Genomic DNA, 14,672 nt, shown 5'->3' on the forward strand with positions numbered 1-14,672 from the left:
GTTTTAATTGTGCAAATTACGATCACAATTCAACCCGTCCCCATGAAGAGGAAACCATGTCCCTGACGATGTCCCAAGCCTCCGTGCCCGCTTTCGTGCGCGGCCTGAACGTCCTGTCCGCCCTGCTCAAGAAGGGCGAGGAGCATGCGGCGCAAGCCGGCATGGTGCCGGAAGCCCTGCTGGGCGCGCGCCTGGCGGAGGACATGCTGCCGCTGTCGGCCCAGGTGCAGCGCGCCAGCGACACGTCGAAGTTCGCCGCCCAGCGCCTGAGCGGCGTGGACGCCCCGAAGTTCGCCGACGACGAGACCTCGTTCGACCAGCTGCAGGAACGCATCGCGAAGACCATCGCCTACCTGGAAAGCGTGGACACGGCCAGCCTCGACGCGGGCGAAGAGCGCGAGGTGGTGCTGACCTTCGGCGCTGCCGGCGCGGCGTTCACCGGCGCCAGCTACCTGACCACGTTCGCGCTGCCGAACTTCTACTTCCACATCGCCATCGCCCACGGCATTCTGCGCAACCAGGGCGTGCGCATCGGCAAGCTGGACTACCTGGGGCCGTTCGCGCCGCTGTAGGCCGCAGCCGTCTTCCCCGCGGCCGGCACCGTCGGCCGCCGCCCGCCTACTGGCCGGTCTGGCGCGCCAGCGCCACGAAGGCGTGCAGGTAGTCGGTGTCCCAGTCGGCCTCGCGCGCGCCCAGGTGGATGTGCTTGCGGATGCCGTTCGGGCCGAGCCTGAGCGTGCGCAGCCGCAGCTGCGGCGCGTAGTCGGTCACCAGCCACTTCGGCAGCGCCGTCACGCCGCGGCCGCTGGCCACCATCTGCAGCATGATGTCGGTGGTCTCGATGGTCTTGTGCCGGCGCGGCGCGCAGTGCGCCGGCAGCAGGAACAGGTTGTAGATGTCGAGGCGGTCGATCGGCACCGGATAGGTGATCAGGGTTTCCCCGGCCAGCTGTTCGGGCCGGACCTCCTCCTGGCCGGCCCACGGGTGCGCCTCGTGCACCACCAGCACCTGTTCGTAGCCGAACACCGGCTCGAAGCGCAGGCCCGGGCGCAGCACCGGGTCGGGCGTGACCACCAGGTCGATCTCGTAGCCCAGCAGCGCCCCGATCCCGCCGAACTGGAACTTCTGCTTGACGTCCACGTCGACCAGCGGCCACGCCGCCAGGTAGGGCGCGACCACCTTCAACAGCCACTGGTAGCACGGATGGCATTCCATGCCGATGCGCAGCGTGCCGCGCTCGCCCTGGGCGTACTGGGCCAGCTGTTCCTCGGCCAGCGCCAGCTGGGGCAGCAGGCGCTGCGCCACCGCGAGCAGGTACTCCCCCGCCTGCGTCAGGCGCAGCGAGCGGCCCTCGCGGCTCCAGATCTCGGTGCCGGCCTGCTGCTCCAGCTTCTTCATGCTGTGGCTCAGCGCCGACTGGCTCAGGTGCAGCGCCTCGGCGGCGGCGGTGACGGACCCCTGGCGGCGCACTTCGAACAGGATCTCAAGATGGGAACGCTCGAGCATATTTATGAATGGATTGCATGGATATGTGAATTAATACCATTTTACTTCATTGATATGCCTATTTACCATGAACGAATTCAATCATTCATGGAGTTTGCATGGTCACCGTTCATAACTTGGGATTCCCCCGCATCGGCGCCAGGCGCGAGCTGAAGTTCGCCCTGGAGTCCTACTGGAAGGGCGAGTCCACGCGCGCCGACCTGCAAGCCCTCGGCGCGTCGCTGCGCCGCCGCCACTGGGACGACCAGGCCGGGCTCGACCTGGTGCCGGTAGGCGACTTCTCGTTCTACGACCAAGTGCTGGACATGAGCTTCACCCTGGGCAACCTGCCGGAGCGCGTGCGCGGCTTTCATGGCGACGCGCTCGACAATTACTTCCGCGTGGCGCGCGGCCGCTCGGTGCACGCGGAGGACGCGCATGCGGGCGCTGTGCATGCAGGCGCAGTGCATGCGGGCGATGTGCATGCGGACTGCTGCGGCGGCGTGGCGGCGGGCGAGATGACCAAGTGGTTCGACACCAACTACCACTACATCGTGCCGGAATTCACGGCGTCCACCACGTTCGCGCCGGACGCCGCGCGCCTGCTGGCCCAGCTGGCCGAGGCCAGGGACCGGGGCGTGCCCGCCAAGCCGGTGATCATCGGCCCGGTCACCTACCTGGCGCTGGGCAAGGCCAGGGACGGATCGAACCGGCTGGACCTGCTCCCGGCCCTGCTGGAAGCGTATTCGCAGCTGCTGTGCACCCTGGCCGCGCAGGGCGTGCAATGGGTGCAGGTCGACGAGCCCATCCTGGTGACGGAACTCGACGCCGACTGGCGGCACGCCTTCAACGCCGCCTACCACCACCTGAAGGCCTGCCCGGTCAAGCTGCTGCTGGCGACCTATTTCGGCCAGCTGCAGGACAACCAATACCTGGCCGCCAACCTGCCGGTGGCCGGCCTGCACATCGACGCCGTCAACGGCCACGACGACATCCGCCCGCTGCTGAACCTGCTGCCCGACCACAAGGTGCTGTCGCTGGGCGTGATCAATGGCCGCAACATCTGGAAGACCGACCTGGCCGCGGTGCTGGACTGGCTGGAGCCGGTCGCCGAGCGCCTCGGCGAGCGGCTCTGGATCGCGCCCTCGTGCTCGCTGCTGCACGTGCCGGTCGACCTGGACGGCGAGACCAGGCTCGACGCCGACGTCAAGTCCTGGCTGGCGTTCGCGCGCCAGAAGCTGGACGAGCTGCGCGTGCTGGCGCAGGCGCTGCGCGCCGGCCGCGGCGCGGTCGCCGATGCGCTGGCCGCCAACGCCGCCGCGCTGGCGTCGCGCCGGGCCTCGCCGCGCGTCAACGACCCGGCCATGCAGGCGGCCGTGGCGACCGTCGACGCCGGCCTGGGCCGCCGCGCCAGCCCCTACCCGGCGCGCGCCGCCGAACAGGCCGCGTTGCTCGACTTGCCGGCCTACCCGACCACCACCATCGGTTCCTTCCCGCAGACGGCGCAGATCCGCCAGGCGCGCAGCGCCTTGCGGGCCGGGACGCTGGACGCCGACGGCTACCGCGCCGCGATGCGCGCCGAGATCGCACGCAGCGTGCGCGAGCAGGAAGCGCTGGGCCTGGACGTGCTGGTGCACGGCGAGGCGGAACGCAACGACATGGTCGAATACTTCGGCGAACAGCTCGAGGGCTATGCGTTCAGCCAGGCCGGCTGGGTGCAGTCCTACGGCTCGCGCTGCGTCAAGCCGCCGATCCTGTTCGGCGACATCCGCCGCCCGCATCCGATGACGGTGGAATGGATCGCCTACGCCCAGTCGCTGACCGACAAGCCGATGAAGGGCATGCTGACCGGCCCGGTGACGATCCTGAACTGGTCCTTCGTGCGCGACGACCAGCCGCGCCGGGTATCCTGCCTGCAACTGGCCCTGGCCATCCGCGCCGAAGTGCTGGACCTGGAGCGCGCCGGGGTGCGCGTGATCCAGATCGACGAGGCGGCGCTGCGCGAGGGCCTGCCGCTGCGCCGCGCCCAGTGGCAGGACTACCTGGACTGGGCGGTCGAGGCCTTCCGCATCAGCGCCAACGGCGTGCAGGACCGCACCCAGATCCACACGCACATGTGCTATTCGGAGTTCAACGACATCATCGCCTCGATCGCCGCGATGGACGCCGACGTGATCACCATCGAGACCTCGCGCTCGAACATGGAACTGCTCGACGCCTTCGACGACTTCCGCTACCCGAACGGGATCGGCCCGGGCGTCTACGACATCCACTCGCCGAACATTCCCACGCGCGAACACATCGTGCGGCTGATGAGGAAGGCGGCCGAGCGCATCCCGGCGCGGCGCCTGTGGGTCAATCCTGATTGCGGCCTGAAGACGCGCCAGTGGGACGAGGTGTTGCCGGCGCTGCGCAATATGGTGGAGGCGGCGCGGGAGTTGCGGCGGGCGGCCTGAACGCGCGCCGATCGCCGGCATCCGCATGATCCAGCCGCCGCTGGAAATCCCGAAGTTCGACCTGCGCCAGCACTGGCACCGCAAGTACCACAAGGACGACGCCAGCATCTGGCTGCGCGCGGCCGTCGCCGGCCTGTTCGCCGACTGAGCGTGGCACGTTCGCCAGCCGCCGCCACGCCGTACCGGCGCCATGCGCGGGCGTCGGGCATCGACGCCCCGGCCCGCGATTCCCGTGCCCGGACTGAAGGATTGCGCGGAACGCGCTATAGTGCGGGGACGACGGCGCACCCGGTGACGGTGCGCCCATCATGAAAGGACTTCCCGTGAAACAAGACACCGCCATCCTCGCCGGCGGCTGCTTCTGGGGCATGCAGGACCTGCTCCGCAAACAGCCCGGCGTCATCTCCACCCGCGTCGGCTACACCGGCGGCGACGTGCCGAACGCCACCTACCGCAACCACGGCACGCACGCCGAGGCGGTCGAGATCGTGTTCGATCCCGACACCATCAGCTACCGGCGCCTGCTGGAATTCTTCTTCCAGATCCACGACCCGAGCACGGCCAACCGCCAGGGCAACGACATCGGCACCAGCTACCGCTCGGCGATCTACACCACCAGCGGGGCCCAGCGCGAGGTGGCGCTGGACACCATCGCCGACGTCGACGCCTCCGGCCTGTGGCCCGGCAAGGCGGTGACCGAGGTCGTGCCCGCGGGTCCGTTCTGGGAAGCGGAGCCGGAACACCAGGACTACCTGGTCAAGCATCCGCAAGGCTATACCTGCCACTTCATCCGCAAGGACTGGCGCCTGCCGCACCGCGACGGCGCCCCGGCCTGACGGACGGCGCAGGGGCCGGGCGGCCCCGCCGGCCCCTGCCATTTTCCTTGCTGCAAGACTAGAATACCGTCATGCCGGCGTCCGCGCGGACGCCGGGACCGCAACCGAGGCATGACGATGAACGCAGCAAGCAAGTTGACTCCCGCCGCGATCGGCAAGAAGTTCCCGATGATCGCCGCGCGCTACGCATTGCACGGCGACCGGCCGATCGGCGCGCCGAGCGGCTTCGGCGCCGTCTGGAAGGCGCGCGACCTGTGGCTCGAGCGCGACGTGGCGCTGAAGTTCAGCGACCGCGACATGGCCGACGAACTCTGCCTGTGCCGCGACATCGAGGGCCAGACCGTCAGGGTGTTCGACTACTTCCGCGCGGCGGACGACTGGAACGCCTATGCGATGGAACTGCTGGAGGCGCCGTGGATGGGCGTCGGCCGCTTCATCCGCGCGCACCGCTACCGGCCCGACGACCTGCAGCATTATTTCGACTGCTTCGAGATCGCGCGCAGCCTGCTGTCCGGCCTGGCGCAGATCCACGGCCGTCCCTACAGCCGCAAGCAGAAGTTCGTCCATGCCGACATCAAGCCGGACAACCTGTTCCTGATGGTGAAGCCGAAGAAACGGCCGGACACGGTGTTCCGCATGCCGCCCGCGCAACGCCTCGTGAAGATCATCGACATGGGCATCGGCACCGCGCAGGGCAATCCGGTGCTGGCCTACACGCCCGGCTACGATTCGGGCGAACGGGTGGCGCGCCCCGGCGTGGACCTGTACGCGACGGCCATCACCTTCCTCGAACTGCTCACGGGCGAACGGCCGGATCACCACACGATGCGCCACAAGGCGCGCATCCGCAGGTTCGTCGACGAGATGCCGTCCGGCGCGGCCCGCATCGACGCGCTGGCCGTCGAATTCGCCAGCAACTGCGCGAGCGCGTACACCCGGCCGGGCGAGACGGTGCGGGTGCACGCGCGCCACCTGGACGAGCAGGTGTTCGGCATCGGCGAACAGCGGCTGCTGGCCCTGCGCGCCATCCACAGGCATTGCCCGGGCGGCGGCCGCAAGGACGAACTGGCCGACCTGCTGTTCGGCGTCCTGGCGCGCCCCTGCGGCTGGCGCAACCGGACGACGCAGCGCATCGACACGCTCAAGGAGGTCGTGGCCGACCTGTACGGCGCCGGCCTGCTGGTGCTGCGCGGGCAGCGCTACTTCACGGCCTAGGACGGTGTCAGGCGGCTGGACCGTGGCCGGGCGCGAACGTCACGGTGACGACGCATCCCTGGCCGTCGTCCTTGCGCCCCACCGCCACGGTGGCCTGGTGCTGGCTGGCGATCTCGCGCACGATGCTCAGGCCCAGGCCCGCGCCGTAGACGGCGCCCGCCTGCAGGCGGTAGTAGGGCAGGAAGATGCGCTCGGTTTCCTCCTCCGGGACCGGCACGCCGTCGTTCGCCACGCGCAGCAGCACCCTGCCCGCGCGCGCCAGCACGGCGACGTCGACGTCGCCGCCGGCGGCGCCGTGCTGCGAGGCGTTGTCGATCAGGTTGCGCAGCAGCTGCTCCAGGCGGTAGCGGTCGCCCAGTACCTGCAGCGGCGCCTGCCCGTCGTCCTCCACGTCCAGGCCGATCGACTGGCCGCGCCGCTCCAGCAGCGGCGCTTCCAGCGACACGACGTCGCGGCAGACCTCGGCCAGCACCACCGGCTCGTGGCGCACCAGGTCCGTCTTCGACGCCAGCCGGCTGAAGGTCAGCAGCTGCTCGGCCAGCAGCGTGGTGCGGCGCAGGGCCGCGCTGGCCTCGGCCAGCGATTGCGCGCGCTCGGCGTCGTCGCCGGCGCGCTGGGCGTTCTGCACGTGCAGCTGGACGGCGGCGACCGGCGTGCGGATCTCGTGCGCGGCGGCGTCGATGAACTGCTGCTCGCGCTCGAAGGCGCGGCGCACCCGCAGCAGCAGGCTGTTCAACTCGTCCACCACCGGCGTCAGTTCGTCCGGCAGGCCGGCCTGCTCCACCGGTTCCAGCGATTCCGGCTCGCGCCCGGCGATGCGGTCCGCCAGCGTGCGCAGCGGCGCCAGGTTCGCCGTCAGCACCAGGTTGACCGCCACCACCAGCAGCAGGCCGCCGACGGCCAGCGGCAGCAGCACCGAGGTCCCGAGCTGCTCGACCATCTCCTCGCGCACCTCGTCCTTCTCGGCCACCTGCAGCCACACGTTCCCGGAGCGCAGCACGAACACCTGCCACAGCACGTCGTCGATGCGCTTCTCGGCGAAGCCCGGGGCGAACGGGCCGAAGGCGGCGGCCGGCGCCGAGGCCGAGCGCGCCAGCAGGCGGCCGTCCGCGCTCCAGACCTGGAACGCGATCTTGTGCTCGTACGGGTGGCCGTAGCGCGACGGCCCGCCGTGCAGGCCGATCTCCCTGGGGATCGGGATCTCGATCGGGGCGGCCACCGTGGCCGTCTCGAGCTGGTGCGCCGCCAGCGACTCCAGCACGCGCGCGGAACTGGCCAGGCGCGCGCTGAAGAATTCCTGCGACTCGTGGCGCGCGAACAGGTGCGCGGCGACCGCCGTGGCGCCGAGCACCAGGAGCAGGCACGCCATGGTGCGCGTGACCAGGCGCTGGCGGATCGAATAGCGGCCCGCCCTCATGCGTCGCCGGTCCCGATCCGGTAGCCCAGGCCGCGCACCGTCTGGATGACGTCCGGACTGATCTTGCGGCGCAGGTGGTGCACGTAGACGTCGATGGCGTTGCTGGCCAGGCCGTCGCCCCAGCCGTACATCGATTCCTCCAGCTCCTGGCGGCTGAACACCTTGTTCGGATGCTCCAGCAGGCGCCGCAGCAGCATGAATTCGCGGTGCTGCACCTCGACCTCGCGGCTCTGCCAGCGCACCGACATGGCGGCCAGGTCGAGCTGCAGCGCGCCGCGGCGCAACTGGTTGACCGGCAGGCCGGAGCGGCGCCGTTCCAGCACGCGCAGGCGCGCCAGCAGTTCGTCGACGTCGAAGGGCTTGGTCAGGTAGTCGTCGGCGCCCAGGTCCAGGGCCTGGATGCGGTCGCGCACGGCGTCGCGCGCGGACAGCACCAGCACCGGCACGACGCCGCCGCCGGCGCGCAGGCGCGCCAGCACGTCCAGGCCGTCCAGGCGCGGCAGGCCGAGGTCGAGGATGGCGAGGTCGAACGCGTTGTCGGCCAGCGCCGCCGCCGCTGCCACGCCGTCGCGCACGTGCTCCACGGTGTAGCGGGCGCGCCCGAGGGCCAGGCGCAGGCCGGAGGCCAGGGATTCGTCGTCTTCGACCAGCAGGATGCGCACGGTTGCTCCAGGAGTGATGCGGTGATTATCGACGCTTGGCGGCGATCTTTTCAAGCAGCGCGTCGATTTCCTTGCGGCGCCCCTCGTCGGCCAGCTTGCGCCCGGCCCGCGGCGGCGCCTGCAGCGCCTTGCGCAGGTAGGTCTCGGCCTCGTCGTACTTGCCGTTGCGGAACAGGTAGTCGCCATAGAAGTAGTTGGCGTCGATGCTGGCCGGGTCGACGGCCAGGCCCTGCTTCAGGTTCTCCACCGCCTTCTTGTCGTCGCCGAAGCCGATCGGCCAGCCCGGCACCTGGTAGTACAGGCTGCCCAGGCTCGTGTAGGCCGAGCCGGACAGGGCCTGGCGGTCGATCTTCAGCGCCGACTCGAAGTCCTTGCGCGCGTCCTTGGCCAGGCCGAGCGCACCCAGGCCGCCCTTGGCGCCGGCATAGCTGGCCACGACGATGCCGTGCCAGATCAGCACCTCGGCGCGGTCCGGATAGCGCGCCAGCGTCTGGTCGGCCTCGGCGGCCAGCGCCTGGAAGCCGCGTTCCTGCTCGGCGGCCGGCGTGGCGTACTTGATTTCGGCCCAGCGCTGCTGCAGGCGGGCGACGGCGTCGTCGGCGGGCGCCGCGAACGCGGCGGTCGCGACGAGGGCGGCCATCGCGGCCGGGAGGGTTTTGTACATGGTTGTCTCCTTGCTCATTCGGGAAGGTGCTTGCGGATCACGGGCAGTTGCCCGCGGATGGCGCGGTCGGGCACGGACGGCAGCAGCTGGTTGACCAGCACCAGCAGCGCTTCCTTGAAGCCGGGCTTGCGCTCCCAGCCGCCGCCGTCGAGGAAGGCGAGCAGCTGGCGCGCGGCGTCCTCGGGACTGTCGACCGGCACGCCCATCTCGGCGTTCATCGCCTCGACGGCGCCGCGGTTGATGGCGGTGCGCGTCGCGCGCGGGATGAAGTGGCGCACGTCGACCCCGGTATCGGCCAGCTCGCGCCGCAGCGCCTGGGTGAAGCCGCGCAGCCCGGCCTTGCTGGCGCAATAGCCGGCGAAGCCCGGATAGCCGAGGTAGGCGAACAGCGAGCCGACGTTGACGACCTGCGCCGGCGCCTGGGCGCGCAGCTGCGGCAGCAGGCGCTGGGTCAGCAGCATCGGCGCCAGCAGGTTGGTATCGAGCAGGCCGCGCAGGGCGTCCGCGTCCTGGGTGGCGAAGGCGTGGAAATCGTTGGCGCCGGCATTGTTGACCAGCAGGTTGCAGCCGCCGAGCCGGCGCGCCAGCGCCTCCAGCTGCGCCAGCGTCGCCTCCTGCGTCAGGTCGCCGCACACCACGTGCGCCCGGTCCGGGCCGAGCCGCTCGCGCAGCGCGGCCAGCGGCGCGGCGTTGCGCCCGGCCAGCACCAGCCATTCGCACCGCGGCGCCAGCGCCACGGCCAGCGCCTGGCCGATCCCGCCCGAGGCGCCGGTGAGCACCAGTTTCCATCGACGTTGCGTCATCTCATGCCTCCCTGGCGGCGTCGGCACCGGCGTCGGCGCCGCGCGGCAGCGCGCGGAAGATGTCGCCGTACAGCCGGTAGATCATGCGCGCGGCGTGCACGACGGCCTCGCGGTCGTCGGGCCGCTCGACGCGGTTCATCAGCCCCTCGAAGAAGGCCACGTGACCGAGGTCGAGGCTGCCGTGCGAGGTCAGGTAGGTGAACGCTTCCTGCGGCAGGTCCAGCGCCAGGCGCATGGTGTCGGCCGCCTGGGTGGCCAGCGCCGTGCTGGTCCCTTCCAGCACGTGCACCATGCCGAAGAAGGCGACCGGGTTGCCACGATCGATCTGGTGGTAGGCATAGGCGACCATCACTTCGGTGGCCGGATGCGGGCGCGAGTTGCGCACCAGCGAGGGGCTGCCGCCGCAGGCCGCGATGTCGGCCAGGATCCACTCCTCGTGGCCGAGTTCTTCCTCGATGTATTCGGCGACCGCCTTGCGCAGCCAGCCGTGCTCGTCGTCGAGCCGGCTGCCGCAGGCCATCAGCAGCGGCACGGTGTGCTTCACGTGGTGGTAGGCCTGCGTGAGGAAAGCGATGTACTGCCCGGTGACGATCTCGCCGCGCAGCGCGTCCTGGATCACGGGAATGGAAAACAGCTGCTGGCGATCCGCTTCGGTACGCTGGCGCAGGGTGTCGTAGAACCGCATGTCAATCTCCAATGGTGGGGGTCCGGTAAAGCCGTTCGATGCTGGCGGCGCAGCGCGCGGCGGCGGCGTCGCGGCGCAGCCGGCCGTTGGCGGTGGCGGTGCCGTCCGCCTCGCCGAACGGCGCGCTGCGGAACCAGGCCTGCACGCGCGCATAGTCCGGCAGCGCGCGGTTGGCGGCGGCGACGGCGGCCTCGATGGCGGCGTCCGGCACGTCCGCGCGCAGCGGCACGATGGCGGCCACCAGGAACGGGCGCGCGTCGCCGACCACCAGCGCCTGGGCGACCACGCCGCTGCCCAGCAGCAGCGCCTCCGGCCACTCGGGCGAGACGTTGCGGCCGAACGCCGTCACCAGCACGTTCTTCTTGCGACCGTCGATGTGCAGGTAGCCGTCGGCGTCGAGGTGGCCGAGGTCGCCGGTGCCGAGCCAGCCGCCGGCGGGGGCAGCTGAGGCAGCGGAGGCAACTGAGGCACCCGAGGCGGCGGGCACGTCGGCGGCGCCCAGGTAACCGACCATCGCGCCACCGCCGACCTCGATCTCGCCGTCCGCGGCGATGCGCACGGCGCGGTTGGGCAGCGGCCGGCCGGCGCTGCCGGGGCGGTCCTGGCCGGGCAGGTTCAGCGCCACGACGGAACCGCATTCCGACAGGCCGTAGCCTTCGTAGACGGGAAAACCCTTGGCGCGCGCCGCCGCGATCAGCGCCGGCGGCGTCTTGGCGCCGCCCACGGCGATGAATTTCAGCGTGCGCAGGCGCGCATCGTGCGGCGCGGCCGCGGCGACCAGCGCCAGCAGCATCTGCGGCAGCAGGATCACGCTCTCGGCGCGCTCGCGCGCGATCGTCTCCAGGCACGTGACGGGGTCGAAGCGCGCCGCGCCGGACAGGCCCGTCTGCGCCAGCGGCAGGCAGACGTTGACAGCCCCGGACAGCAGCGCCGTGTAGACGCCCGCGATGTTTTCCAGCAGCACCGACAGCGGCAGCAGGTTCAGGTGGCGCCGCACCTGCAGGCCGGCCAGGGCGTCGGCCAGCACGGCGGCCAGCTCCCACTGCTGGCCGGCGCTCAGGCACACGCCCTTGGGCTGGGCCGTCGTGCCGGACGTGAAAGTGACCTTCTGCACGCCCGGCGGCACGACCATGGCCGGCGCCGGTCCGGCGTACAGGGCCAGCCCGGTGGCGCCGGCCACGGGGCGACCGAAGCCGAGCATGCCGGCATGCTCGGCGCTGCGGCAGAACAGGCCTTCCACGCCGGCGGTCGCGAGCGCGTGCCGCCACTGGGCCGGCGTGAAGAACGACGGCAGCGGCACCAGCGTCATCTCCGCCTGCTGCGCGGCCAGGTCGGCGGCGATCCAGTCGGGCCCGTTGTCGGCCAGGATGCCGAGCGCGGCGCCCGGCCGGAACGAGGCGCGCAGCACCTGCGCCAGCACGTCGACGCGCCGTGCCAGCTTGTCCGCGCTCCATTCTCCCTCGGCGCCCGCCAGCGCCACGCCTGCGGCGGCGACACCCTCACGCCAGTTGCGCATGGCCGAATCCGATGTTGCCGAACATGACTTGCGGCCGGGTCGCATAGTAACTGCCCCAGTCGCGGCCGGCCTCGCCCAGGCGCGCCGGATCGGCCGGCGCCAGCACGGTCGGCACCAGGCGCAGGCGTGCGAAGGAGTTCAGCAGCGCCTGGGTGGCCGTGAACGTGACCCAGACGAGCCCCTGCTGGTGCAGGTGGCGCGTCATGGCGACGATCAGGGCGCGCGCTGCGCCCACGTTGGCGCCCGCCAGGTTGCCGACCTCGACGACGTCGGCGCGCGCCACCGGCCCGCCCGCGTGGGCGCCGATCGCCGCCTCGACCGGCAGGTCCAGGTACTGCTCCAGGAACAGCATGCCGTCGCGCGCCCGGGTGTAGCCGAGCGCCGCGATCCAGCGTCCGCAGGCGTCGCGGCAACCGGCCAGCGTCTGGCAGAAGTGCTGGACGCGGGCGCCGTAGACGCGCGCGAACTCGGCCGCGATGAAGGCTTCCAGCGAGCGCCGCTCGGGGTGCCCCGGCGGCACGACTTCGAGCCGGCAGGCGCCCTGGACGGGCCAGGCGCTCCCGGCGTTCTCGGCGCCGGCGGCGCCATGGGCGCACGCCGCCGCGGATGGCAGGACGATGGACACAGGTTTCTCCCGTTGTTGATTCGGGACAAAATTTATGCGGGCAACATTAAGGCCAGATTAATCGAGGATAAGCGCGAGGATAAGCGCGGGCATGCCCGCGACCATGCGCCCGGCCTGGCGCCGGCACCGTCGAGCCTGCGTGGCCACCCGGCGTACCCCTGATGCATATCAAACGATGCGGACGGGGGCCACTTAGCGTGGGAGGACGTCCTCTTTCCTGCATCGTGAGGTGACCATGATCGGCTGTCTGAAGGCATTCGCCACCGGGGTCGCCGCCCTGCTGCTCGCGGCGCCGCCCGCCCCCGCCGGCGCTGCCCAGGCGGGCCAGGCGGCCGAGCGGCCGGGGCCGGCCTACCGCATCGTCGCGCCCGAGGTGCCGGTGCACGCCATCAACAACCGCGGCCAGGCGATCGGCAACGTCGTCACGGCGACCGGCGTCGAGCACGGCTTCATCGAGACCGACGGGGTGCGCACGGATATCGGCTCGCTCGGCGGCTACAGCCGGGCCGACGCCCTCAACGACCGCGGCGAGGTGGCCGGGGTATCGCTCGGCGTCGACGGCCTCGACCACCTGGTCCTGTACGCGGACGGCGTGCTGCGCGACCTGGGGCCGCTGGGCGCGAGCGCCCGCGTCGTCGGCCTGAACGAGCGCGGCGAGATCGCCGGCAACCACGTGCCGCCCGGCAGGGACAACGTCCCGTTCCTGTACACGGGCGGCCGCCTGCGCGAACTCGTGCCGCCGGACAAGACCAACGACGCCTTCGCCCAGGCCCTCAACGCGCGCGGCCAGGTGGCGGGCAGCGCCGCGACCGAGGACGCCGTCGTCTGGCAGGGCGACCGCATCGACGTCATCGGGACACGGATCGCCGGCTGGAGCCGGCCGGCCGACATCAACGACCGCGGCGACGTCGTCGGCACGGCCGCCCTGCCCGGGTCCGCGGGTCCGAACGACGGCCGCGCCTTTCTCTACCGTGGCGGCCGGACCGTCGACCTGGGCACGCTGGGCGGACCGTTCGCCTACGCGCTCGCCGTCAACAACCGCGGCCAGGTGGTCGGCGGCGCCAATGTCCGCTGGCTCGCCAGCGACGCCTTCCTGTACGAACACGGCGTCATGCGCAACCTCAACGACCTGGTCGTGCCCGGCACCGGCTGGCGGCTCGAGGCGGCCGTCGCGATCAACGACCGCGGCCAGATCCTGTCCTGGGCGACCCGCGGCACGGACGAATACCGGATCGTCAGGCTCGAACCGCTGGCGCGGCCGCAGCGCTGAAGCGCCGGCAGCACCGTCGCGCCCGCCCGCCGACCCCGAGCAGTCCCTCATGCCCATCGCCCCCATCGTCCCCGCCCGGCGCCGGGCTCGCGTGCGCGGCGGCGGCGGTCGCGCTGGCGGCCCTGCCGGCCAGCGCCGCACCAACTTCCGCCACGGCCCCGCCGGCTGGACCGCCGACTACGCCCTCGACATCAACGACGCCTGGCAGGTGCTGGCGGTGCTGTGCCACGACGTCGCGGGCGTGCGCAGCTGCCGCACGGGACGGCTGGAGCCGCCGCCCGGGACCGGCGACTACAAGATCCCGCCGTTCATCCGGCGCCTCGGCGAGGGCTGGGCGCCGTGACCCCGGTCCTGCGGCGCCAGCCCGCCCGGACGTCCGGTCTTGAGGTAGAACGTGGCGCCGCCGGCGCCGGCGCGCACGTCCGGATGCGCGCCCGCGGGCAGGCGCAGCCAGCTGCCCTCGTCCAGGACGCGGTCGCCGGCGGCCAGGCTGCCGCCGAGGACCAGCAGCTCGGCGCCGTCCACCGCGCCCGCGAACACGCCGGCGCCGGCATCCAGCCGCTGCAGGCTCACCTGCTCGGACGCATCCGCGAACAACGGACAGGCAGCGCGATCGGCGCGCCGCTGCCAGCGCGCCGCGTCGCGGGTGTCCACGCGCACGCGGGCGCCTTCGCCCGCGTCCATCTGGCGCAGCTTGACGAAGATGAGCGCGCCCTCGACGCTGAACGGCCGGTGGCCGGACCCGGGTGGATTGCGCAGGTACCAGCCGGCCGGATAGTTGCCGTCCTCGTCCGAGAACGTGCCGGACACGACCAGGATTTCCTCGCCGCCGGGATGGCGGTGCGGCGGGAAGCGGGAGTCCGCCGCGTAGCGCACGAGGCTGGTCGCGCGGGCCTGCTCCGCGCCCACCCGGTCGAGCATGACGCGGCGCACGCCGGACTGCGGCGAGTCCACCCACCGGTAGTCGCGCGGGGTCACGATGGCGGGCCGGGAAAAGTCGGCGTTGACGAGCATGGGTGTCCTCCTGGTCGGTGCAGG

15 protein-coding genes and 1 pseudogene are annotated in these 14,672 nt (G+C 71.6%); 7 read left to right on the forward strand and 9 right to left on the reverse strand.

Features of this window, described 5'->3' with window-relative positions; translation table 11 throughout:
* The first annotated feature begins 56 nt into the window (after positions 1-56).
* Positions 57-572 (forward strand): DUF1993 family protein, encoded by a 516-nt coding sequence (locus QZ749_RS20195; protein WP_373896842.1) that lies wholly within the window; start codon positions 57-59, stop codon positions 570-572.
* 46 nt (positions 573-618) lie between these two features.
* Here QZ749_RS20195 and QZ749_RS20200 read toward each other — a convergent pair whose 3' ends face one another.
* On the reverse strand, positions 619-1,506 hold the full coding sequence (locus QZ749_RS20200) for a LysR family transcriptional regulator (protein ID WP_296950453.1): 888 nt from the start codon (positions 1,504-1,506) through the stop codon (positions 619-621).
* A gap of 98 nt (positions 1,507-1,604) precedes the next feature.
* Between QZ749_RS20200 and metE the strand changes: the two genes are divergently transcribed.
* From metE to QZ749_RS20220, 4 genes and pseudogenes are all read left to right on the forward strand, one after another.
* A complete protein-coding gene (gene metE / locus QZ749_RS20205) occupies positions 1,605-3,941 on the forward strand; it encodes a 5-methyltetrahydropteroyltriglutamate--homocysteine S-methyltransferase (protein ID WP_296950455.1) in 2,337 nt (778 codons plus the stop codon).
* A gap of 28 nt (positions 3,942-3,969) precedes the next feature.
* Positions 3,970-4,089: pseudogene (locus tag QZ749_RS20210) on the forward strand (LysR family transcriptional regulator); the annotation flags it as partial.
* A gap of 175 nt (positions 4,090-4,264) precedes the next feature.
* Positions 4,265-4,777: a peptide-methionine (S)-S-oxide reductase MsrA gene (gene msrA, locus QZ749_RS20215; RefSeq protein WP_373896843.1), complete on the forward strand. Its 513-nt coding sequence runs from the start codon at positions 4,265-4,267 to the stop codon at positions 4,775-4,777.
* A gap of 117 nt (positions 4,778-4,894) precedes the next feature.
* Positions 4,895-5,992 (forward strand): hypothetical protein, encoded by a 1,098-nt coding sequence (locus QZ749_RS20220; protein WP_296950465.1) that lies wholly within the window; start codon positions 4,895-4,897, stop codon positions 5,990-5,992.
* Between the two features lie 7 nt (positions 5,993-5,999).
* Here the strand turns inward: QZ749_RS20220 and QZ749_RS20225 are convergent, their stop codons facing one another.
* The 7 genes from QZ749_RS20225 to QZ749_RS20255 are packed head-to-tail and all read right to left on the reverse strand — an operon-like array spanning position 6,000 to position 12,364.
* Positions 6,000-7,409, reverse strand: a complete 1,410-nt coding sequence (locus tag QZ749_RS20225; protein ID WP_296950468.1) for an ATP-binding protein — start codon at positions 7,407-7,409, stop codon at positions 6,000-6,002.
* Entirely contained in the window at positions 7,406-8,071 is a 666-nt protein-coding gene (locus tag QZ749_RS20230) for a response regulator transcription factor (RefSeq protein ID WP_296950471.1), read from the reverse strand. The genes QZ749_RS20225 and QZ749_RS20230 overlap by 4 nt, the downstream gene beginning before the upstream one ends.
* 25 nt (positions 8,072-8,096) lie before the next feature.
* Positions 8,097-8,735, reverse strand: coding sequence for a tetratricopeptide repeat protein (locus tag QZ749_RS20235; protein WP_296950474.1), 639 nt, complete (start codon positions 8,733-8,735; stop codon positions 8,097-8,099).
* 14 nt (positions 8,736-8,749) lie between these two features.
* Entirely contained in the window at positions 8,750-9,538 is a 789-nt protein-coding gene (locus QZ749_RS20240; protein ID WP_296950477.1) for an SDR family oxidoreductase, read from the reverse strand.
* 1 nt (position 9,539) lies between these two features.
* Positions 9,540-10,223: a TenA family transcriptional regulator gene (locus tag QZ749_RS20245; protein WP_296950480.1), complete on the reverse strand. Its 684-nt coding sequence runs from the start codon at positions 10,221-10,223 to the stop codon at positions 9,540-9,542.
* Position 10,224: 1 nt separating this feature from the next.
* Positions 10,225-11,739 (reverse strand): AMP-binding protein, encoded by a 1,515-nt coding sequence (locus QZ749_RS20250; protein ID WP_296950482.1) that lies wholly within the window; start codon positions 11,737-11,739, stop codon positions 10,225-10,227.
* On the reverse strand, positions 11,723-12,364 hold the full coding sequence (locus QZ749_RS20255) for a thermostable hemolysin (protein WP_296950485.1): 642 nt from the start codon (positions 12,362-12,364) through the stop codon (positions 11,723-11,725). The genes QZ749_RS20250 and QZ749_RS20255 overlap by 17 nt, the downstream gene beginning before the upstream one ends.
* Before the next feature lie 235 nt (positions 12,365-12,599).
* Between QZ749_RS20255 and QZ749_RS20260 the strand changes: the two genes are divergently transcribed.
* Both QZ749_RS20260 and QZ749_RS20265 read left to right on the forward strand, forming a co-directional pair.
* Complete coding sequence (locus tag QZ749_RS20260) at positions 12,600-13,634, forward strand: hypothetical protein (protein ID WP_296950488.1); 1,035 nt, start codon at positions 12,600-12,602, stop codon at positions 13,632-13,634.
* A 49-nt stretch (positions 13,635-13,683) separates the two neighbouring features.
* Positions 13,684-13,977 carry a hypothetical protein gene (locus QZ749_RS20265; RefSeq protein ID WP_296950491.1) on the forward strand — a complete coding sequence of 98 codons (294 nt, stop codon included), beginning with the start codon at positions 13,684-13,686 and terminating at the stop codon, positions 13,975-13,977.
* On the opposite strand, the gene QZ749_RS20270 is transcribed toward QZ749_RS20265, so the two are convergent.
* Positions 13,926-14,648, reverse strand: a complete 723-nt coding sequence (locus QZ749_RS20270) for a cupin domain-containing protein (RefSeq protein WP_296950494.1) — start codon at positions 14,646-14,648, stop codon at positions 13,926-13,928. The genes QZ749_RS20265 and QZ749_RS20270 overlap by 52 nt on opposite strands.
* Positions 14,649-14,672 lie beyond the last annotated feature (24 nt).

The organism is uncultured Massilia sp. (assembly GCF_913773735.1).
Classification (GTDB): domain Bacteria; phylum Pseudomonadota; class Gammaproteobacteria; order Burkholderiales; family Burkholderiaceae_D; genus Telluria.

What these genes read in the sequence shown, in the direction of transcription:
- QZ749_RS20195 (WP_373896842.1), top strand. Translation starts at nt 57, where the DNA reads ATGTCCCTGACGATGTCCCAAGCCTCCGTGCCCGCTTTCGTGCGCGGC.
- QZ749_RS20200 (WP_296950453.1), bottom strand. Translation starts at nt 1,506, where the DNA reads ATGCTCGAGCGTTCCCATCTTGAGATCCTGTTCGAAGTGCGCCGCCAG.
- metE (WP_296950455.1), top strand. Translation starts at nt 1,605, where the DNA reads ATGGTCACCGTTCATAACTTGGGATTCCCCCGCATCGGCGCCAGGCGC.
- QZ749_RS20220 (WP_296950465.1), top strand. Translation starts at nt 4,895, where the DNA reads ATGAACGCAGCAAGCAAGTTGACTCCCGCCGCGATCGGCAAGAAGTTC.
- QZ749_RS20225 (WP_296950468.1), bottom strand. Translation starts at nt 7,409, where the DNA reads ATGAGGGCGGGCCGCTATTCGATCCGCCAGCGCCTGGTCACGCGCACC.
- QZ749_RS20235 (WP_296950474.1), bottom strand. Translation starts at nt 8,735, where the DNA reads ATGTACAAAACCCTCCCGGCCGCGATGGCCGCCCTCGTCGCGACCGCC.
- QZ749_RS20240 (WP_296950477.1), bottom strand. Translation starts at nt 9,538, where the DNA reads ATGACGCAACGTCGATGGAAACTGGTGCTCACCGGCGCCTCGGGCGGG.
- QZ749_RS20245 (WP_296950480.1), bottom strand. Translation starts at nt 10,223, where the DNA reads ATGCGGTTCTACGACACCCTGCGCCAGCGTACCGAAGCGGATCGCCAG.
- QZ749_RS20250 (WP_296950482.1), bottom strand. Translation starts at nt 11,739, where the DNA reads ATGCGCAACTGGCGTGAGGGTGTCGCCGCCGCAGGCGTGGCGCTGGCG.
- QZ749_RS20260 (WP_296950488.1), top strand. Translation starts at nt 12,600, where the DNA reads ATGATCGGCTGTCTGAAGGCATTCGCCACCGGGGTCGCCGCCCTGCTG.
- QZ749_RS20265 (WP_296950491.1), top strand. Translation starts at nt 13,684, where the DNA reads ATGCCCATCGCCCCCATCGTCCCCGCCCGGCGCCGGGCTCGCGTGCGC.
- QZ749_RS20270 (WP_296950494.1), bottom strand. Translation starts at nt 14,648, where the DNA reads ATGCTCGTCAACGCCGACTTTTCCCGGCCCGCCATCGTGACCCCGCGC.